The organism is Gilliamella sp. W8136 (assembly GCF_016101285.1).
GTDB classification, from domain to species: Bacteria; Pseudomonadota; Gammaproteobacteria; order Enterobacterales; family Orbaceae; genus Gilliamella; species Gilliamella apicola_N.
On sequence record NZ_JACFQU010000005.1, the window covers coordinates 150,197 to 169,808 of the forward strand.

Annotated in this window: 19 protein-coding genes; 13 read left to right on the top strand and 6 right to left on the bottom strand. The window is 34.9% G+C overall.

What is annotated here, in order from left to right:
• Positions 1-4: 4 nt before the first annotated feature.
• From cydD to H3T96_RS04630, 11 genes are all read left to right on the top strand, one after another.
• Entirely contained in the window at positions 5-1,720 is a 1,716-nt protein-coding gene (gene cydD, locus H3T96_RS04580) for a cysteine/glutathione ABC transporter permease/ATP-binding protein CydD (protein WP_198248600.1), read from the top strand.
• Entirely contained in the window at positions 1,714-3,357 is a 1,644-nt protein-coding gene (gene cydC / locus H3T96_RS04585) for a cysteine/glutathione ABC transporter ATP-binding protein/permease CydC (RefSeq protein ID WP_144091610.1), read from the top strand. Before cydD ends, cydC begins: the two co-directional genes overlap by 7 nt.
• A 138-nt stretch (positions 3,358-3,495) precedes the next feature.
• A complete protein-coding gene (rsfS, locus tag H3T96_RS04590; protein ID WP_086326647.1) occupies positions 3,496-3,813 on the top strand; it encodes a ribosome silencing factor in 318 nt (105 codons plus the stop codon).
• Positions 3,814-3,817: 4 nt separating this feature from the next.
• The gene (gene rlmH / locus H3T96_RS04595; RefSeq protein ID WP_025314901.1) at positions 3,818-4,288 is read left to right on the top strand and encodes a 23S rRNA (pseudouridine(1915)-N(3))-methyltransferase RlmH; all 471 of its coding nucleotides are present in this window, start codon (positions 3,818-3,820) and stop codon (positions 4,286-4,288) included.
• Between the two features lie 23 nt (positions 4,289-4,311).
• Positions 4,312-4,779, top strand: coding sequence for an rRNA maturation RNase YbeY (ybeY, locus tag H3T96_RS04600; RefSeq protein ID WP_039128837.1), 468 nt, complete (start codon positions 4,312-4,314; stop codon positions 4,777-4,779).
• Between the two features lie 82 nt (positions 4,780-4,861).
• Positions 4,862-5,725: a CNNM family magnesium/cobalt transport protein CorC gene (corC, locus tag H3T96_RS04605; RefSeq protein ID WP_039128840.1), complete on the top strand. Its 864-nt coding sequence runs from the start codon at positions 4,862-4,864 to the stop codon at positions 5,723-5,725.
• A gap of 1 nt (position 5,726) precedes the next feature.
• Entirely contained in the window at positions 5,727-7,268 is a 1,542-nt protein-coding gene (gene lnt, locus H3T96_RS04610; RefSeq protein ID WP_039128843.1) for an apolipoprotein N-acyltransferase, read from the top strand.
• 227 nt (positions 7,269-7,495) lie between these two features.
• Entirely contained in the window at positions 7,496-8,404 is a 909-nt protein-coding gene (locus H3T96_RS04615; RefSeq protein WP_039128847.1) for a glutamate/aspartate ABC transporter substrate-binding protein, read from the top strand.
• Positions 8,405-8,484: 80 nt separating this feature from the next.
• The gene (locus tag H3T96_RS04620; RefSeq protein ID WP_144091609.1) at positions 8,485-9,219 is read left to right on the top strand and encodes an amino acid ABC transporter permease; all 735 of its coding nucleotides are present in this window, start codon (positions 8,485-8,487) and stop codon (positions 9,217-9,219) included.
• Position 9,220: 1 nt separating this feature from the next.
• Positions 9,221-9,922 (top strand): ABC transporter permease subunit, encoded by a 702-nt coding sequence (locus tag H3T96_RS04625; protein WP_039128854.1) that lies wholly within the window; start codon positions 9,221-9,223, stop codon positions 9,920-9,922.
• Positions 9,919-10,644, top strand: a complete 726-nt coding sequence (locus H3T96_RS04630) for an amino acid ABC transporter ATP-binding protein (RefSeq protein WP_144091608.1) — start codon at positions 9,919-9,921, stop codon at positions 10,642-10,644. Before H3T96_RS04625 ends, H3T96_RS04630 begins: the two co-directional genes overlap by 4 nt.
• Positions 10,645-10,750: 106 nt before the next feature.
• Here the strand turns inward: H3T96_RS04630 and recD are convergent, their stop codons facing one another.
• The gene (gene recD, locus H3T96_RS04635; protein WP_144091607.1) at positions 10,751-12,601 is read right to left on the bottom strand and encodes an exodeoxyribonuclease V subunit alpha; all 1,851 of its coding nucleotides are present in this window, start codon (positions 12,599-12,601) and stop codon (positions 10,751-10,753) included.
• A 9-nt stretch (positions 12,602-12,610) separates the two neighbouring features.
• Entirely contained in the window at positions 12,611-14,200 is a 1,590-nt protein-coding gene (locus H3T96_RS04640; protein WP_086326640.1) for a DUF4139 domain-containing protein, read from the bottom strand.
• A 243-nt stretch (positions 14,201-14,443) separates the two neighbouring features.
• Here H3T96_RS04640 and nadR point away from each other — a divergent pair, with 243 nt between their 5' ends.
• Together nadR and pnuC are read left to right on the top strand one after the other, a co-directional pair.
• Positions 14,444-15,679 carry a multifunctional transcriptional regulator/nicotinamide-nucleotide adenylyltransferase/ribosylnicotinamide kinase NadR gene (gene nadR / locus H3T96_RS04645; protein WP_144091606.1) on the top strand — a complete coding sequence of 412 codons (1,236 nt, stop codon included), beginning with the start codon at positions 14,444-14,446 and terminating at the stop codon, positions 15,677-15,679.
• A gap of 2 nt (positions 15,680-15,681) precedes the next feature.
• A complete protein-coding gene (pnuC, locus tag H3T96_RS04650; RefSeq protein WP_144091605.1) occupies positions 15,682-16,371 on the top strand; it encodes a nicotinamide riboside transporter PnuC in 690 nt (229 codons plus the stop codon).
• 362 nt (positions 16,372-16,733) lie between these two features.
• On the opposite strand, the gene H3T96_RS04655 is transcribed toward pnuC, so the two are convergent.
• From H3T96_RS04655 to ispD, 4 genes are read right to left on the bottom strand one after another with little or no spacing between them, the layout of a single operon-like run.
• Positions 16,734-17,363, bottom strand: coding sequence for a protein-L-isoaspartate(D-aspartate) O-methyltransferase (locus tag H3T96_RS04655; RefSeq protein ID WP_039128036.1), 630 nt, complete (start codon positions 17,361-17,363; stop codon positions 16,734-16,736).
• Between the two features lie 5 nt (positions 17,364-17,368).
• A complete protein-coding gene (truD, locus tag H3T96_RS04660) occupies positions 17,369-18,391 on the bottom strand; it encodes a tRNA pseudouridine(13) synthase TruD (protein WP_039128038.1) in 1,023 nt (340 codons plus the stop codon).
• Positions 18,392-18,412: 21 nt separating this feature from the next.
• A complete protein-coding gene (ispF, locus tag H3T96_RS04665; protein ID WP_144091604.1) occupies positions 18,413-18,898 on the bottom strand; it encodes a 2-C-methyl-D-erythritol 2,4-cyclodiphosphate synthase in 486 nt (161 codons plus the stop codon).
• 18 nt (positions 18,899-18,916) lie between these two features.
• The gene (gene ispD / locus H3T96_RS04670; protein WP_186279221.1) at positions 18,917-19,606 is read right to left on the bottom strand and encodes a 2-C-methyl-D-erythritol 4-phosphate cytidylyltransferase; all 690 of its coding nucleotides are present in this window, start codon (positions 19,604-19,606) and stop codon (positions 18,917-18,919) included.
• Between the last annotated feature and the right edge of the window lie 6 nt (positions 19,607-19,612).

The window sequence follows — 19,612 nt, forward strand, 5'->3', positions numbered from 1 at the left end:
CATCATGTCACTAGATAAAAAACGTCAAACTTATCTATTTGGCTGGTTGAAACAGCATGCAAAAATGCATAAAGCAGATTTGCGTGCTTCTGCTTTAACTGGTTTTGCATTGACTTTATTGGTTATTATGCAAGCGGCTCTACTCGCTGTTATTTTACAAAAACTGATTATTGAGCAACAACATTTTGTCGATATCCTACCTTACTTTGGCTCACTTATTATTATTTTATTAGGTAGAGCGCTGTTAATGTATGTGCGCGAAAAGATCAACTTTGCACTAGGGAAAAAGGTACGAAAACAAATTCGCAATGACTTAATTAATCAACTTGAAGCTTATGGCCCTGCTTATTTAAATCAAAGTACTACGGGCGCTTGGAGTACGTTACTTATAGAGCAAGTAGAAAATCTGCATGACTTTTTTGCTCGTTATCTGCCACAAATGCGTTTAGTCAGTATCGTCCCAATTTTAATTTGCATTGCTATTTTACCGTTTAACTGGGCAGCAGCCGCTATCTTGTTATGTACTGCTCCACTGATTCCAATCTTTATGATTTTAGTTGGTATGGGCGCGGCAGATATTAACCGTCGTCATTTTAAAGCTCTGGCATATTTAAGTGGTCACTTTTTAGATCGCTTAAAAGGACTTAATACTATCCGTCTATTTAATCAAGGAGAAAAACAAGCCAACGAAATTGCTCAAGCATCCGAAGACTTTCGCGTTAAAACCATGCAAGTATTAAAAATGGCTTTTTTATCCTCAGCTGTGTTGGAATTTTTTACGTCAATTTCTATCGCCATTGTAGCGGTGTATTTTGGTTTTTCGTATTTAGGTGAATTTAATTTCGGTTCATATAATGGTACTGTGACCTTATTTGCGGGTTTTTTTACGTTAATTTTAGCACCCGAATATTTTCAACCATTACGCGATTTAGGAACTTACTACCATGCCAAAGCTGAAGCCATTGCAGCAGCGGACAATATTGAGGCTTTTTTAAGTAAAGATATCTTGTTAAATCAAGCTCATCATGATGCCAACCCAATTCAAATCAATCAACCATTACATACTATTGAAGCAAGTAATTTGATTGTACTGTCTAGCGAACAGCAACCCATTGTTGGACCATTATCATTCACTTTACAAACACCTTTTAAATTAGCTTTAGTCGGTAAAAGTGGTGAAGGTAAAACTTCGTTAATGCAAGTTTTGCTTGGCTTTTTACCTTATCAGGGTTCGTTAAAGATTAATGGGATCGAATTTAATCAATTAGATATTAGCCATTGGCAACAACAAATCAGTTGGATCGGACAGAGTCCTTATCTTATTAATGGCTCAGTGCGTGAAAATATTTTATTAGGAAAACCGAATGCTTCTGATGATGAGATTGAAACTGTAATTGCCAATTCCCAGTTAGTATCTGTTATTGATAAATTACCTCAAGGATTAGATACCCAAGTAGGTGAAGACGCAGTGCGTTTGTCAGTCGGGCAAGCACAACGTGTGGCCATCGCTCGAGCAATGTTAAAACCATGTCAATTACTCATTCTTGATGAGCCTACGGCAAGCTTAGATAGACAAACCATGCAAAACATAGATCAGCAACATATCGCACCAAATACAATTACCATTACCCATCAAACCGATGATATGCACATTTATAACCAAGTTTGGCAGTTAGCAGATGGTCAGTTACATTGTGATAGCAAGGAGGATTTATGTTAGCCATATTACGTCCTTATATCGCACTGTATAAACACTATTTTTGGCAGATTTTGTGTGGTCTATCTTTAGCGCTTTTGACGCTTTTTACTAGTGTATTTTTACTCTCTTTATCGGGTTGGTTTCTAGCTTCAACGGCAGTTGTTGGGGTTGCTGGCTTATATACTTTTAACTATATGTTACCGGCAGCGGGAGTGCGTGGGGCAGCAATTACTCGCACAGCAGCACGCTATATGGAACGCTTGGTGGATCATAATACGACATTTAAGATCTTGGCCTATTTAAGGACATTAGCTTTTCGTAAGATTTTACCACTGAGTGCCAATCAGTTAGCTCAATATCAAAGAGCCGATTTACTTAACCGCTTTATTGTTGATATTGACGCGCTGGATCATCTTTATCTCAAACTGTTTTCGCCTATTGTGACCGCCTTGCTCACGATTGGTATAATCTTTATTGTGCTAAGTAATATCAATCTACCGGTAGCGCTTGTTATCACTATTATTCTGACCTTTACTTTATTAGTCGTACCCGTTATTTTTTACCAAGCTGGAAAAGAACTGGGCAAGAACTTAGCAAAGCAACAAAGTGAATATCGCTTATTACTGATCAATTATTTACAAGGGCAAGCTGAACTTACCCTTTTCAATGCTCAATCTCGTTATCGTCACAAACTGGATGAACTGGAAACAAATTGGCTTCGTAATCAACAGCAGCAATCAACTTTAATGGCACTTTCAAGTGCATTAGTATTATTGATCGCTGGCTTTTTAACTCTATTGGTTCTTTGGTTAATTACGCAATATACCCTTTCGCCTTTAGTTGCCTTATTTGTATTTGTGAGTCTTGCCAGTGCCGAAATTCTAGCACCAATCCCTGGTGCGTTTATCTTTTTAGGGCAAGTATTAACCTCCGCTACGCGCACAACAGCAATTTTTAATCAAACACCTGATATTAAATTTGTCTCGGAAAGTGAAAGCAAAAAAGTTGATTTAAGTTCAGCAACGCTACAATTTGAAAACATCAATTTTAGTTATCCCAATCAACCTTTCGCGGTATTAACAGATTTTTCGTTAACGGTTAATCAAAGGGAACATATTGGATTAATTGGAAAAACTGGGTGCGGTAAATCAACATTATTAAATCTCGTTAATCGCGCTTGGGAACCCACCTTAGGCAATATCTATTTTAATGGCACACCATTGAATCAATTGGACGAAAAAACCTTACGACAGGCGATTGCGATGGTGCCACAAGTTATTGCAATTTTTAGTGATACCTTAAAGCAAAACTTGTTGATAGGCAATGCACAAGCTACTGAGCAACAACTTATCGAAGTCTTAAAACAAGTTGAACTTGAAAAATTGTTAAATACAGATCAAGGTTTGAATTTGCCTATCGGTCAAGGTGGTCGCGCTTTATCGGGTGGAGAAATTCGTCGTATTGGTATTGCCAGAGCTTTACTGCACAACTCTCCACTCATTTTGATGGATGAACCAACAGAAAGCCTTGATCAGCAGACCGAGCAACAAATTATTCAATTGATCAAACAAACTTGTAAAAATAAAACGTTAATTATGGTTACCCATCGTTTAACGGATAATCCATTATTTGATAGAGTTATTGCTCTTAATAGTTGAATTAATGAAATAATTTTTACTAAAACATATAGTGAATCTGAAACTTCTTGACAAAATATACAAGGTCAATGTTATCTTCACCGTTATTTTTTAAAAATATGATATACTGATGCTTTAATTTTTTATGATAGAGAGATTATTTTGCAACAGTCGTTACAAGATTTTATTATCGATAAGATTGATGATCTAAAAGGCAAAGATATTGTTACCTTAGATGTGCGTGGTAAATCAAGCATTACCGATTATATGATTGTCTGTACGGGCACTTCAAACCGTCATGTCTCATCCATTGCTGGGCATTTACTTGATGAAGCGAAAAAACATGGGCTTCTTGTTTTAGGTAGCGAGGGCAAAAATGATGCTGATTGGGTAGTGGTTGATATGGATTCAGTCATTGTACATATTATGCAAGAAGAAACCCGTCAACTTTACGAACTCGAAAAACTTTGGAGTTAGTGGCGTGAAGATACAGCTTATCGCTGTTGGCAACAAAATGCCAAGTTGGGTTACCACCGCTTTTGAAGATTATCGTTCGCGCTTCCCTAAAGATATGCCACTAGAACTTATCGAAATTCCAGCTGGAAAACGAACTAAAAATGCAGATATTGCCCGAATTTTAGATAAAGAAGGCGAACAAATGTTAGCAAATTGCGGTAAAGGCAACTGCATTATCACATTAGATATTCCAGGTAAACCTTACACTACGCATAATTTAGCACAACAGTTAGAACGTTGGAAAACCGATGGCCGTGATGTGAGCTTGCTCATTGGGGGGCCTGAAGGCTTATCTCCTGCTTGTAAAGCTGCGGCAGAGCAGAGCTGGTCGCTCTCGCCTCTTACGCTTCCACATCCTTTAGTGCGTGTCATTGTCGCAGAAAGCCTTTATCGAGCATGGAGCTTAACCACTAACCATCCTTATCATCGTGAATAAATAAATTAGGTAAACACAGTAAAATGAGTGCAATTATTTTAGATTTGCAAATAGCTACAGACGATAACCAAAATTTGCCAACTGAAGAACAAATTATGCAATGGTTAAACGTGATTTTGCCTCAATTTATGGATAATGCTGAAATCACTATCCGAATTGTGGATGAACAAGAAAGCCAGCAGTTAAATAATACATACCGCCACAAAGATAAACCCACCAATGTACTCTCTTTTCCATTTGAATCACCGATTGAAATTGAGGTACCACTGTTGGGTGATTTGATTATTTGCAAACAAGTGGTGGAAGCTGAAGCGAAAGAACAACATAAATCGTTAACTTCACATTGGGCACATATGATCGTGCATGGTTGTTTGCATCTATTAGGATATGATCATATTCTTGACGAAGAAGCCGAAGAAATGGAAAATATCGAAATTGATATAATGCAACAACTAGGATTTAATAATCCATATCAACCGATTGACGAATAACTGTGTTTAGTTATCATCATTGATGATAACTAAACTGAAGTAAAAATAATTAAATACAATAAATTAGTAAAGGAAAAAGCAAATGAGCGATGATAATCCCCGGAGATCCAAAAAAGGGTTTGCCTTATGGTTAAGTCAGTTATTTCATTCAGAACCCAAAGATAAAGAAGAACTGATTGAAGTTATACGCGAAGCTGAAGAAAACGAACTTATCGATCCAGACACACTTGATATGATTGAAGGTGTCATGGATATAGCCGAACAACGCATTCGCGATATTATGATCCCCCGCTCACAAATTGTTACTATCAAAGACAATTATTCACTCGATCAATGCTTAGATATTATTTCTGAACATGGTCACTCTCGTTATCCTGTCATTAGTGAAGATAGAGATCACATTGAAGGTGTGTTACTGGCGAAAGATTTACTCATATTTATCCGCCAAGGTATTGACGGTTTCGATTTAAAAAAAATACTACGACCAACGGTTATTGTGCCAGAAAGTAAACGTGTTGATCATATGTTAAAAGAGTTTCGTATGCAACGTTACCATATGGCAATAGCGATTGATGAATTTGGTGGAGTATCAGGTCTTGTTACAATTGAAGATATTTTAGAGCTCATTGTAGGTGATATTGAAGATGAATATGATGAAGTTGAAGATCGGGATGTTCGTCGCTTATCTCCTTTGGTTTACACCGTACGTGCGCTCACTCCTGTAGAAGATTTTAACGAAATTTTTGCGACACATTTTAGTGATGACGAAATGGATACGATTGGTGGTTTGGTAATGCAACATTTTGGCCGCTTACCTTTACGTGGTGAAAGTATAATCATTGACGGTTATCAATTTAAAGTAACTATAGCCGATAAAAGACGTATCATCCAACTGCATGTAACTATTCCGGAAGATGCCACAGTGCCTAATTTAGAGTTGCCATAACATGCTTAAATATCTGCTACTAAGTTTTATTTACGGTTGCATCGCTGTTTTTAGTTATGCACCCTTTCATATTTGGCCTTTAGCATTTATCTCTTTTGCTGGCCTATTATGGCTTATTGCAAATAAAACTAAAAAACAAGCAATGTTATTAGGATTGACTTGGGGAATTGGTTATTTTACCTCAGGAGTCCATTGGGTTTATATCAGTATTAAACAATATGGGGAACTACCTACACCTATTGCGATGGTGATACTAGGCTTTCTGATCCTATATTTGTCACTTTACCCGATGTTATTTGCTTTTTTACTTAGAAATGCAGATCGTTTAGCACCTCAATTTTCATTCAAGCAATTGGCATTAGCTGCACCTATCTTATGGCAATGTACTGAATTTTTACGTGGTTACATTTTAACGGGTTTTTCATGGTTACAACTTGGTTATAGCCAACTTGATAGCCCACTGCGGGCCTATTTTCCTATCGTTGGTATAGATGGTGTGAATTTGCTAACTTGTTTTTTATGTGGACTAGCTATTTACAGTTTATATAAAATTAAGCAACATCAATCCCAAAAGCACGCGCTTGGTGCAATAATTGCACTATTAACGATCTTCATTGCACCAATTTTATTCAAAGATAAAAACTGGACCGAAGTTGATCATCATCGTATAGCGAATTTTTCATTAATTCAGGGCAATATTCCACAAACTTTAAGGTGGAGCAGTGAACAATTAAATAATACTTTAGAAACCTATTATCAACTTACCCAACAAAGTTTTGGTAAAGATAAGATTATAATATGGTCAGAAGCCAGCATTACAGATTTTGAAACCAATCAACAACCTTTTTTATATTATCTAGATAATCAAGCAAGAGCGAATGATTCTGAAATTGCCGTTGGTATTATTGATTATCGTTTTAATGAACCAGACAATCGAAATAAAGGTAATATTTATAATTCGTTAATTGTATTGGGCAAAAAAGAACCCTATCAATACCCAACAGCTCATCGTTATCAAAAACATCATTTAGTACCATTTGGTGAATTTACACCATTTGAATCTTTACTTGAACCCATTACTGAACTGCTTAATATTCCAATGTCTTCAATGAAAGCAGGCGATGAAACACAGCCCCAATTAACCATGAAAGGGTTTAAATTCACAACCGCTATCTGTTATGAAGTAATTTTATCCGATCTTATATGGGAAAACTTTAAGCCTGATACAGATTTTTTACTCACTGTCTCAAATGATGCTTGGTTTGGTGATAGTATTGGTCCAAAACAGCATTTGCAAATGGCACAAGCTAGAGCATTAGAGTTTGGTCGTCCATTAATTCGCAGTACTAATAATGGTATTACCGCAATAATTAACCAGCAAGGAAGAATCATAAAACAAATTCCAGCATTTACCACCACTGTTTTAACTGAGAGTCTATCACCAACTACTGGCCTAACTCCTTATGCTAGATGGGGAAATAAACCTTATTTATTGTTCATGATATTAATGTGTATCCCAATATTTATAAAAAGACGTTCATAATTTACGATAATGGCATAAATATTGCTTAACTATACCTAGTTTCAAATAAAATCATGTTCAGAAATAATTGCTTATAAAGCATAATTATAGCTACGCATTTGGAGCCAATGATATATAAATAAACAGTAAAAAGTACTTTTATGCTAAAAAATAAGTTATAATATACGCCCTTTGTAAAAATATTAAATAAATTTAATATGATACAAATCAAACAGTAGGAGACGAGAATGAACAAAAAGACAAAATTAACCAAATTAGTTTTATCACTTGCAATGTTAGGTCTAATGACTGGTTCGGCATTAGCTGAAGAACTTACTGGCACGTTAGCTAAAATTAAAGAAAGTGGTGTTATTGTTGTTGGTCATCGTGAATCTTCTATTCCATTTTCCTACTATGGCGATAAGCAAGAAGTGATTGGCTATTCACAAGATTACTCTAATCTAATCGTAGATGCAGTGAAAAAAGAGTTAAACTTACCTGACCTTAAAGTAAAATATTTACCTGTTACTTCTAAGACACGTATTCAACTTCTTAACAACTATACTTACGATTTTGAATGTGGTTCAACTACTAACAATCTTGAACGCCAAAAAACAGTTGATTTTTCAGACACCATCTTTATTGTAGGTACGCGCTTTTTAGTTAAAGCAGATAGTAATATCAATACTATTGAAGATTTAAAAGGCAAAAATGTAGTAACGACTGCGGGTACTACTTCTGAAATCCGTTTAAATCAAATCAACAATAAAGAAAAATTAGGTATCCGGATCATTACCCCAAAAGATCATGGTGATGCATTTAATGCACTTGAAACTGGTCGTGCAGCTGCATTTTTAATGGATGATGCTTTATTGGCTGGTGAACGTTCACGTGCAATTAATCCTGCTGAGTGGAAAATTGTTGGTGAACCTTTATCTTATGAATCTTACGGTTGTATGTTAAGAAAGGGTGACACTCAATTTAAACAACTAATGGACAACGCCATTGCTGAAGCCCAAAAATCAGGAAAAGCATTAGAGTCTTATAACAAATGGTTCACTCAACCAGTACCACCAAAAGGTGCAAATATGGAACTTGAAATTTCACCGAAAATGGTTGAGCTTTTTGCAAACCCTAACGATAAAGCATTAGATTAATACTTTTCTTATCTTTCTAATCCATGTACTAAATGCCGTAGCATTTAGTACATAATCTAAATTAGTGAATTAAATATATTATGAGTTTTAATTGGACACTATTTTTTGAACCCACCCCTTATGGTGATGGGATTTATTTAAATTGGCTGTTAGATGGCATTTTTGTGACCATTTCATTAGCCATTACAGCATGGATCATCGCCTTTGTGCTGGGTTCATTGGTTGGTATCTGTAGAACACTTGACAACAAGTTTCTAAGTAATTTTGCGGCAAGCTATATTCAGCTATTTCGTAATATCCCCTTACTTGTACAAATGTTTTTATGGTATATGCTATTTCCTGAACTTCTGATAGGCAGTTTAAGAACGTGGTTTGTATCTGGTTTATCACCAAATATTAGTTCGTTCATCATCGCCGCAACTGCTTTAGGATTGTTCACATCTGCGCGAATTGCCGAGCAAGTAAGAACGGGTATTCAAACTTTGCCTAAAGGCCAAAGATATGCAGCAATCGCACTTGGTTTAACCAATCGTCAAGCATATAGATACGTTTTATTACCTAATGCTTATCGTCGCATTATTCCACCATTAACATCAGAAATGACTAATATTATTAAAAACTCATCTGTTGCTTCAACAATTGGGTTAATAGATTTAATTGGACAGATTGATCGTATTAATGAATCAACCAATAGTATTGTCGAAATTTTGTGTGGTGTAACGATCGCCTTTATGCTAATAAATTATGCGGTACTCACTATTATGCGTATTGTTGAAAAACATACTCGCTTACCTAACATGAATCATGGAGGATAAAATGCAGCTTTTTGATTGGATTGCAAATATACCTTCATTGGTATTTGATAATTATCATTTACTATTAAGTGGTTTATGGTTAACAACAAAAATCACCCTTAATGCGGTCATTTTTGGTATTGTTTGGGGTACTATGCTTGCGTTAATGCGTTTATCAAATAATAAATTGCTTAATATTTTTGCTAAATGCTACGTAAATTTATTTCGTTCCATTCCACTATTATTAGTGCTGTTATGGTTCTATTTAGCATTGCCACAAGTTATTAAATATATATTTAATTTACCACCTTATGCGGATGTACGTATTGTTTCAGCAATGATCGCTTTTGCACTTTTTGAAGCAGCTTATTATTCAGAAATCATTCGCGCGGGTATCAATGCAGTGAACAAAGGCCAATATCATGCTGCTTATGCTTTAGGTATGACTAAAGGTCAAGCCATGCGCTTAATTATCTTACCTCAAGCATTTCGGTCTATGGTGCCACTGTTACTAACTCAAGGTATTATCTTATTCCAAGACACCTCGTTAGTTTATGTGATGAGTTTAATTGACCTTTTCGGTGCAAGTGTAACTCAAATTGGTAATGTTCAAGGCGGTACGGTTAAATATTCAATGATTATTTTTGCAGCAGCAAGTTATTTTGTAATTTGTTTTACTGCTTCACTGTTAGTTAATTATTTTAAGAAAGGGATAAATCGATGATCTCCTTAGAAAATATATCAAAATGGTATGGACAATTTCGAGTTTTAAAGAACTGCACAACAAGAGTAGGTAAAGGTGAGGTTGTCGTTGTTTGTGGACCTTCTGGTTCAGGTAAATCAACATTAATCAAAACTGTTAATGGTTTAGAACCCGTACAACAAGGTAAAATCATTATTGAAGGGACAGAAATAACCGATCCCGCAACTAATTTAGCGAAATTACGATCAAAAGTGGGTATGGTATTTCAACATTTTGAACTCTTCCCTCATTTAACCATTTTAAAAAATTTAACGCTTGCCCAAATTAAAGTATTAGGTCGAGCGGATGAAGAGGCTCGTGAAAAAGCTCTTAATCTATTAGCACGTGTGGGTTTACTTGCTCATGCTGATAAATACCCTGCCCAGCTTTCTGGTGGTCAACAGCAACGTGTTGCGATTGCTCGAGCACTTTGCATGGATCCAATTGTTATGTTATTTGACGAACCAACCTCAGCGCTTGATCCAGAAATGGTTAATGAAGTACTTGATGTAATGGTTGAACTTGCTTATGAAGGCATGACGATGATGGTTGTTACTCATGAAATGGGCTTTGCGCGTAAAGTTGCACACCGTGTTATCTTTATGGATAAGGGAGAAATTATTGAAGATACCTCAAAAGAACAATTCTTCTCTAATCCACAATCAGATCGTGCTAAAGACTTCTTAGCTAAAATTATTCATTAATACCAATTACAGGGCGATATGCCCTGTACTCTCTTCGTGCCTATATAATTTTTTATTTTTAATATCTAATAAAATAATCAATCTGCTAACTTTTATTTATAGAACTTTATCCTTTATTCAGTAATAAATTAACTAAACCACTGTGCCTTTGTGTTTGAGATTTTATTGCTTCTTGCAGAATTTGTTCCATTGCATAAATTGAAACCGTTTTTTTAGCGCGAGTGATAGCGGTATAAAGTAATGAACGATTAAGTAATGGTGAATAATCCGTTGGCAAAATAATATTTACATGATCAAATTCTGAACCTTGTGATTTATGGATCGTCATTGCATAAGCCGTTTCATGCTCAGGTAATCGGAAAGGAGAAAACCCTTTTATCGAACCGTCCGCAAATGGAAAATAGACTCGTAATTTTGAATGGTCATGCTCTGCCCTTAAAGTAATTCCAATATCACCATTATAAAGTCCTAATGAAATGCTATTGCGTAAAATCATAATCGGACGACCGACATACCAAGCTTCGTCATTCTTAAGGTGAATGAACTTTTTTTGAGCTAATAAAGACTCGATTTGCTTATTTAAACCACTCACACCAAACTGCCCTTCTCGAACTGCGCAAAGTAAGCGATATTGCGCAAATTTATCTAAAATCGTTGCAATATCATCAACACCGTGTTGATTTATTGCATTTAGATAATGTTGATATTGATCCACACTATCATGTAAAACAGCTTGGTAGGCTTGCTGAGATGAAAGTTCCTGATACTTAATATCACTCAATGAAGCATTGTTTAATAATTGTTTAACAACACCTGATTTCCCATCTTTTACCGCATTAGCAAGTAAACCGATACCCGATGCCTCATCAAATCGATAACTCTTCTGTAATAAGCAAATACTGTCAGTAATGTTGGCTGTTTGCTCTGAAATTGGCACATCATAACCTGTCACTTGGCTTAACTCTTTAGCTCGTAATTCGCTGTATCCATCCGTAATAAATGCACAGAGATCACCAAATACAGCACCTGCTTCGACCGATGAAAGTTGATCTTTATCACCAAGTAAAATTAAGCGTGCTGAGGATGGTAACGCATCTATTACTCTCGCCATCATATTTAAGTCTACCATTGATGCTTCGTCTATCACTAATACATCCAAGTTGAGTGGATTATCTTTATCATACGTGAACGAGCGATTATCCGCTTTGGCGCCCAATAAGCGATGCAAAGTAATTGATTCTGTATTAATATTTAAAGGTGATAAGGAAAGCTGTTCAATTGCTCGACTTAGCGATTCAGTTAATCTTGACGCCGCTTTACCTGTAGGTGCGGATGTAACTAATCGAGCTTTAGGATTTGTTTGTCTAATTGCAGCAAGTATTTTTGCAACTGTTGTGGTTTTCCCCGTTCCCGGCCCACCAGAAATAATGGCTACTTTACGGGTTAATGCAACTGCCACGGCAACTTTTTGCCAATCGATAGACTCTTCATTATTGCTAAAAAGCTGATTGAGAATTACATTTAAATCAATTAAGTAATTGGATTCTTGGGCAAGTGTTGTGTGATTAAAATATTGAGCTACATTGACTTCATCAAACCACATACGCTGAAAATAGAGTTTATTTTGGGTAAAAATAAGGGGTGATAAGTTTCTGCCATCACTCACAACGTGTTTACTTTCAGCTTGTTCAAGTACAGCTTGCCAAGCTTGTTCACTCGGTGCCCCCAAATCCTGCCATAATTGTGGTTCAATGAATTGTTGATTTAAATTAGTCAGATCAAGACAGACATGACCTGCTCTCACTTCTTTACTCAGTGATAAGACTAAAAAACTAAAACGTTTAGCTGTAATATCATCATCTAGCTCCGCTTTATCGGTTAAAAACAGAGCTAAATGAATATCAAGTAAACTGATTTGGCTATTTTGTTCAAATTGGGTTAACCATTCTATTAACATGGGATATGTTCAGTTATTAACTTTTAGTCCCATTATATCGTTAACTTTATCTTTTGGATAAGTGAGTTTGAAGCTTAAATTAAGTTTTTTAGTCTCATTCGGATTCAAATCAAACTTCCATTTTATTAATCCTGTTTTTTTATCATAACTTGCACCGGTATACTTAATATCATCAAGCGTTACGATTTTATTGATAATAACTGGGAGCTGATCATAGACAACTAAATTTATTGGCATCGACTTGCCATTTTTTACATCAATCGTATAGGCATATCTTTGTGAAACATCATTACCCACCGACACAGGTTTTAAGGTTTCACTATTATCTCGATAGCGTGAAAGTGAAATATTTCTATCTTTACCTAAATAAAGATCTAGAGTCTCTTCAGCAAATATTGTATTAATAAAGCTTTTACCTATATATTTACCATTAAAAAATATTGATGATTGACCAGGTAATAAATTAAGTTTATCCCAATCTGCAATTTGTGCTTCCAAATAAACGTTATTATCTATTTTTGGTGTTGCCACATAATGGTATTGGGCTTTCACTTCTTTATCTTGTAATGTTAATAAGTCACTTTGATTGTTTGTTTTAATGGTATAGGGCAAATTAACTTCAAACTGAGTATTCACACCCAACTCATTAGGAAAATCTTCATCCGATGGTCTTCTCGATCTTGATTCTTTTTCGCTCTTTTCATCATAACCAATTTTAGAAAAAAAGAACCCACCTTTTTCTGAATAAGTGTCAATATGCCATAACCATAATTCCGATGACTTTAGGTTATCTGTAGGTAGAGACGTTGACAAGCTAAAATTAATATCTTTCCAATCTATACCGCTATTTTGGTAAATATCAGCTTTATAGGTTAAATGTAATGGAGAATCAATATCTTTAACGCGAATATCATAAACAGGCTTCCAACCTGCGTTTTTAGTTATATAAGAAAGCGTAACGGGTAATGTAATGTCATTTTGAGCATGAACTTTTACGACAACAGCACTAACTAAAGCCTCTTGAGCTTGCTTTTGTTTGTCGATTTTAGTTTGGCATTCAGTTATCTGAAAGGTTAATTGTTCAATTTCTTGTTGTAACTGATATTGTTCATCTAATGCAACAACCAAATTAGTTTTGATAAAATCCATCACTTTTTTTAATTGAGCTAAATCATCATTATCAATTTTAGTTAATTTTTCTAATCGATTGCCTTTCAAAAGTTCAATTTGCTCATTTACAGCTTTTAACTGAATTTCAGTTGTATCAAACTTTTTTTGTAACTGTTGCAATTGTTGATTTAATGCACTGATTTCACTACTATTTTCATTAGTTTTTGGATGCTTTTCGTCTAATGATACGGATAATATTTCTACGTTACTATTAACATCAAATCCAACATTTATAGAGTTTGGTCTAATACCATCTGCAATTCCAGTTAAAACTATTTCACTTTCACCTTTCTTTAGTGATACCATTGCTTGACCTTGTAATTCGGCACCTTGAAAAAATAAAGTCACTTTATTTAAAGTGATATTATTATCGGCAAAAGCACTACCTGAAACTAATGCAATTAAAAAAACTATTTTTTGAATTTTCATACTGTCCCTTTTTTAATAATTTTATATTTTAATTATTTAAATATATTCATGTTATAAACATGTCTGTATCGCATATCTATCCATGATAACCGTACTTAAAATAGTATTGGCTATTTCTGCTTAAATTTCCATAAAATTTAATTTTGTGTTAAATAAAAAATTAATTTAGTTTTATATATTGAACATTTGATTAAAAAAATGTATATTTTGTTAAAAATAAAAAACAAAGTATAAGGAAACACTATGAATAGCTTCAGTTATTTAAAAAAAGCAATCAAACGTAGGAATTTATCATTGCAAACCGTTGCCGATGCTTGTCAAATGACTAAAGGTTATTTAAGTCAACTCGCTAACGATAAAATCAAAAATCCAAGTGCGCAAAAATTGCAATCGCTTCACCAATATTTGCAAATTGAACAACCAACCAAAAACAAAAAAGTGGGGGTCATTTTTGGTAAATTTTATCCATTACATACTGGACATATTCACCTTATTCAACGTGCAATTAGTCAAGTCGATGAGTTATATGTGATTCTTTGTTCCGATACAGAACGTGATATGGCATTATTTGAAGAAAGTGCCATGTCTCGGCAACCAACAATCAATGATCGAATTCGTTGGCTATTACAAACTTTTAAATATCAAAAAAATATTCACATTGAATTATTAGAAGAAGATGGCATCCCTGCCTATCCAAATGGTTGGCTGCAATGGAGTGAACGCGTCAAAAAGCTGTTTAAAGCAAAAGGCATCGAACCTGAATGCGTTTATTCAAGCGAACCTCAAGACGTTACCATGTACAAGGAGTTATTTAATTTAAATACGGTACTCATCGATCCACAAAGAGAATTTATGAAAGTTAGTGGTACCCAAATTCGCAAAGCACCCCTCAAAAATTGGCAGTACATTCCAACTGAAGTCAGACCATTCTTTGTTAGAACAGTGGCGATTTTAGGAGGCGAATCAAGTGGTAAATCAACATTAGTCAATAAATTAGCTAATGTATTTAATACTACCAGCGCTTGGGAATATGGGCGAGATTACGTTTTTTCTCAATTAGGCGGAGACGAACGAGCATTACAATATGCAGATTACGATAAAATTGCACTAGGTCATGCACAATATATTGATTTTGCAATAAAACATGCCAATAAAGTCTCATTTATTGATACTGATTTTGTCACGACTCAAGCTTTCTGTAAAAAATATGAAGGTAAAGAACACCCATTTTTACAAGCAATGATTAACAACTACCGTTTTGATCTAGTTATATTGCTTGGCAACAATACACCTTGGGTAGCCGACGGATTACGCCATTTGGGGAGTCCGAAACAGCGTAAAGACTTTCAACAGTTGCTCATCTCAATTTTAGAAAAAAATAACATTAACTATATTCGAATAGATTCACCTAATTATGAAGAACGCTATTTATGTTGTATTGATTTAGTCAATCAACTTATCAACAATGAAGAGTATTAATTATGAATAAATTAAATCAACTTATAATATTTATTGGACGAAACAAATTCTATCCACTTTTTTGCATAATATGTGTAACGTTGGTCTTTTTATACACCGACCCATTTAGTCAATTTAATCTTCGTTATACCATTTCCTATATTGGTGCTTTTTGTGGATTGATCTGTGTAATATTATTGGCCAAACGTAAAAATATGGGAAATGTGATGGGCATGTTAGCCAATGTTGCTGAATGCTCTGCTAACTTTCTTAACGGTAATATTGGTGCTGGCTTACCAAGTATTTGCTATTTTGGTTCACACATTTATGGCTTAATTAATTGGCAAAAAAATCAAGATAACAATAAAAATGTTAAATCCAGAACCTTGAGCGAAAGTAATTTTTTATGTGCCATTATCGCCCTTATTGCAGCAGTATTTTTAAATATTTACATCACTGAATCGCTTGAAGTCAACAATAGTAGTTATCAGCTTATAACTAACTGCTTTATCTTTGGATTAGGAATTGTTGCCCAATTATTGTTGATGATGCGTTACTCATTCAATTGGTATTTTTGGGTGATATTAAATGTGTTGGTAATTGGTCTTAATATTTATACAGATAACATCGTTATTGCTGCACAATATTTAATTTATCTATTTAATGCAATTTATGGTATTTGTGAGTGGAGAAATTCTGAACAAACACAATAAATATGTCTGTCAAAAAGTTTCAGGAAATGCATACGTTTCAGTAAAAAATTATCCATGCAAACAGCATGGATAATTTTATATCTATTCAATGATATTTAGAAATTAATAATCGAAAGATTTCACCAGCCAACAATCAGAATTTTTTAATTAAATAGTTATCACTTTAGTTGCTATTGCTATAAAGACAGGTACCCATGAGTATGGTGGATAATATTCAAAAGAAAATCAGCAAAATCTAATCAATCACTATTTGTTTATATTATTAAAAATAACAAAAAACAGTAATATAAGATCAGTCAAAAAATACTGAGTATTAAATCTTAAATATTAACGAGCTCATTAAAGTTATTAATAAGGCTTTGTTATTCAATATCACCTTTAATAAGTGGGACAAATTTAACATCTTCGACATTTTTTACAATAAAACCGTCACCACTGCGTTTTATTAATTGAAGGACTTGATTGTCTTCATCCCCAACAGGGATGACTAAGCGCCCTTTATCCGCTAACTGATCTAAAAGACTTTGTGGTACCTGTGTTGCAGCAGCAGTGACAATAATACCATCAAATGGACCTCGTTCCGGCCATCCTAACCAACCATCTCCATGTCGAGTTGAAATATTGTGAATGTCTAACTGTTTTAAACGACGTTTAGTATTCCATTGTAAACTTTTAATTCTTTCAACCGAACAAACGTGGTTGACTAATTTGGCTAAAATTGCCGTTTGATAACCAGATCCAGTTCCAATTTCAAGCACTTTTGAGTTAGGTTCTAAACGTAATAGCTCGGTCATCTTTGCAACGATATAAGGTTGTGAAATGGTTTGCCCACTCCCTATCGGTAAAGAACAATTATCATAAGCCTGATGGGATAGAGCCTCGTCGATAAAGTGTTCTCGTGGTATAGAGGCAAAAGCTGTTAAGACACGCTCATCTTTGATTCCCTGCTGACGCAATAATTTAATTAGAGACTGCATTTTTAAACTTTGCATATGTATTACTCATTTCCTATTATCAATTCACGTATCACACTTGTGGCGTAACATCCTGACGGTAAATAAAAACGCATAGTAAGACTATTATCATTTAACCATTGCCAGTTAAGTTCTAAAGGATAGACCACTATAGAGCGCCTTGCAGTTTCAATACGTTCTTTTTTAAATAATTCAAGAAAAATGGTCCAATTTTTTAAACAATTTTGCTCAAATTCAAGTGCTTGAGACATTGTCCCTAGTGGGGAATCGCCCAGCATAGGTGCAGTAATGGTAATTTCACGATTTTCTAAACGGTGTTGCAATAAATCGAGTTCTTCTGTTTTTGCAACAAACCAACTTCCACGCCCAGCAAGTTGTAATATATCACCATCAAGTGCGGTACGATGCAAATTTTCGGCAATTCGTTGACTGACAATATCATTAAAAATCGCACTACGTGCTGCTGAAAGGTAAAAACTGCGTTTTTTACGATCTTTAACGGAAATCTCGCCATTTGCCCATTTGATAGCTTGAGTGATATTATTTTGTTCGCGACCAAAACGCTGTTCGCCAAAATAATTTGGCACCCCATTTTCTTTAATTAACGCTAATTTAGTCTCAATCCCTGATTTATCACTTAGCATTTTCAACGTAATATCAAAATAGTTGCCTTTCAAAGCCCCTATTTTTAATTTTTTATTATGTCGTGTAATTTTTAAAATTTCACATCCGTCTAAATTAAAATCCGAAAAATCAGGTGTTGCTTGACCTGGCATATGTAAACTAAACCACTGACGAGTGACCGCTTGGCGATCTTTTAATCCTGCATAACTGACTAACTTGGCTGAAATACCCACATATTTAGCTAATTGCTCAGCAACAAATATCGTATTACAATCACGTTTTTGAAGATAAACCAAGACGTGTTCACCATCACCGGTTAGCTCAAATCCGAGATCTTCAGTAACAATAAAATCTTCATATTGTTGTTTATATTGTCCTGTTACTGTTGGTTTACCATAAAAATAATTCAGTTCTGTTAACACGAATGCTACCTATCTTTTGATTTAATTGACTTTAGCTATTTTAGTAAGTAATACGACTGCTTCACAGGCTATACCCTCTTTACGCCCGGTAAAACCTAATTGTTCTGTAGTGGTTGCTTTGACACTAATTTGATCAAAGTGAACATTAAGATCTTCAGCAATATTAACTCGCATTTGATCGACATGCCCACGCATTTTAGGCTCTTGAGCAATAATAGTCGTATCTAAATTAACAAGTTCATAACCTTTGTTTTGAATAATGCTATAAACTTTTCTTAATAATATTCGGCTATCAATTCCTTTATATTGAGGATCGTTATCAGGAAAAAGTTTACCAATATCTCCTAACGCTAATGCACCAATTAACGCATCAGTTATGGCATGTAATACCACATCCCCATCGGAATGAGCAACCAGACCATATTGATAAGGAATTTTCACTCCTCCAAGCGTTATGGGGCCTTGCCCTCCAAATTTATGAACATCAAATCCATGACCTATTCGCATAATTCTACCTATAATCATTTATGTAGTTAAATAAAAAGTGGCCAACGCTAAGTCTTCAGGTCGAGTAATTTTGATATTATCGCGGCGACATTCAACCAATAATGGATGCCCACCACAATATTCAATGGCAGAAGCTTCGTCAGTAATTGTCATATGATTATCCAAAGCCTGCTGCAAACATGATTTTAGCTCATTTGCTTTAAATAACTGTGGCGTTGCTGCTGCCCATAAATAATTTCTATCTTCGGAGCATTCAATAATATTATCATTATTTTGATAAGCACGCTTTATGGTATCGCTGACGCGAGTAGCTAAAATACCGCCTTGTTGTGCATTGAGTACAATATCAATTAATTGTGTTATATCATCATGGCAAACACAAGGTCTTGCTGCGTCATGAACCAGCGCCCATTGATTATCATTTAATAAATGCAAACCCGCTAATACCGACTCGGCACGGGTTTCTCCGCCTATAGTGACTTTTATCTTATCATGCAAAGCAATTGCAAGCGTTTTAAATATTACATCTTCACGATTAATAACGACAATCACCTGTGTAATTTTAGGATGCGATAATAGCTTATTTAAAGTGTGCTCAATGACCGTCTTGGAGCCAATTTTCAAATATTGTTTTGGTAATTGATTATTCATACGGCAACCGATTCCAGCGGCTGGAACAATTGCGACAATATTACTGGTACTATTCACGTTACG

What these genes read in the sequence shown, in the direction of transcription:
- H3T96_RS04625 (WP_039128854.1), top strand. Translation starts at nt 9,221, where the DNA reads ATGCAGCTTTTTGATTGGATTGCAAATATACCTTCATTGGTATTTGAT.
- nadR (WP_144091606.1), top strand. Translation starts at nt 14,444, where the DNA reads ATGAATAGCTTCAGTTATTTAAAAAAAGCAATCAAACGTAGGAATTTA.
- cydD (WP_198248600.1), top strand. Translation starts at nt 5, where the DNA reads ATGTCACTAGATAAAAAACGTCAAACTTATCTATTTGGCTGGTTGAAA.
- H3T96_RS04655 (WP_039128036.1), bottom strand. Translation starts at nt 17,363, where the DNA reads ATGCAAAGTTTAAAAATGCAGTCTCTAATTAAATTATTGCGTCAGCAG.
- H3T96_RS04640 (WP_086326640.1), bottom strand. Translation starts at nt 14,200, where the DNA reads ATGAAAATTCAAAAAATAGTTTTTTTAATTGCATTAGTTTCAGGTAGT.
- pnuC (WP_144091605.1), top strand. Translation starts at nt 15,682, where the DNA reads ATGAATAAATTAAATCAACTTATAATATTTATTGGACGAAACAAATTC.
- ispF (WP_144091604.1), bottom strand. Translation starts at nt 18,898, where the DNA reads ATGCGAATAGGTCATGGATTTGATGTTCATAAATTTGGAGGGCAAGGC.
- lnt (WP_039128843.1), top strand. Translation starts at nt 5,727, where the DNA reads ATGCTTAAATATCTGCTACTAAGTTTTATTTACGGTTGCATCGCTGTT.
- ybeY (WP_039128837.1), top strand. Translation starts at nt 4,312, where the DNA reads ATGAGTGCAATTATTTTAGATTTGCAAATAGCTACAGACGATAACCAA.
- H3T96_RS04620 (WP_144091609.1), top strand. Translation starts at nt 8,485, where the DNA reads ATGAGTTTTAATTGGACACTATTTTTTGAACCCACCCCTTATGGTGAT.
- H3T96_RS04630 (WP_144091608.1), top strand. Translation starts at nt 9,919, where the DNA reads ATGATCTCCTTAGAAAATATATCAAAATGGTATGGACAATTTCGAGTT.
- corC (WP_039128840.1), top strand. Translation starts at nt 4,862, where the DNA reads ATGAGCGATGATAATCCCCGGAGATCCAAAAAAGGGTTTGCCTTATGG.
- cydC (WP_144091610.1), top strand. Translation starts at nt 1,714, where the DNA reads ATGTTAGCCATATTACGTCCTTATATCGCACTGTATAAACACTATTTT.
- H3T96_RS04615 (WP_039128847.1), top strand. Translation starts at nt 7,496, where the DNA reads ATGAACAAAAAGACAAAATTAACCAAATTAGTTTTATCACTTGCAATG.
- recD (WP_144091607.1), bottom strand. Translation starts at nt 12,601, where the DNA reads ATGTTAATAGAATGGTTAACCCAATTTGAACAAAATAGCCAAATCAGT.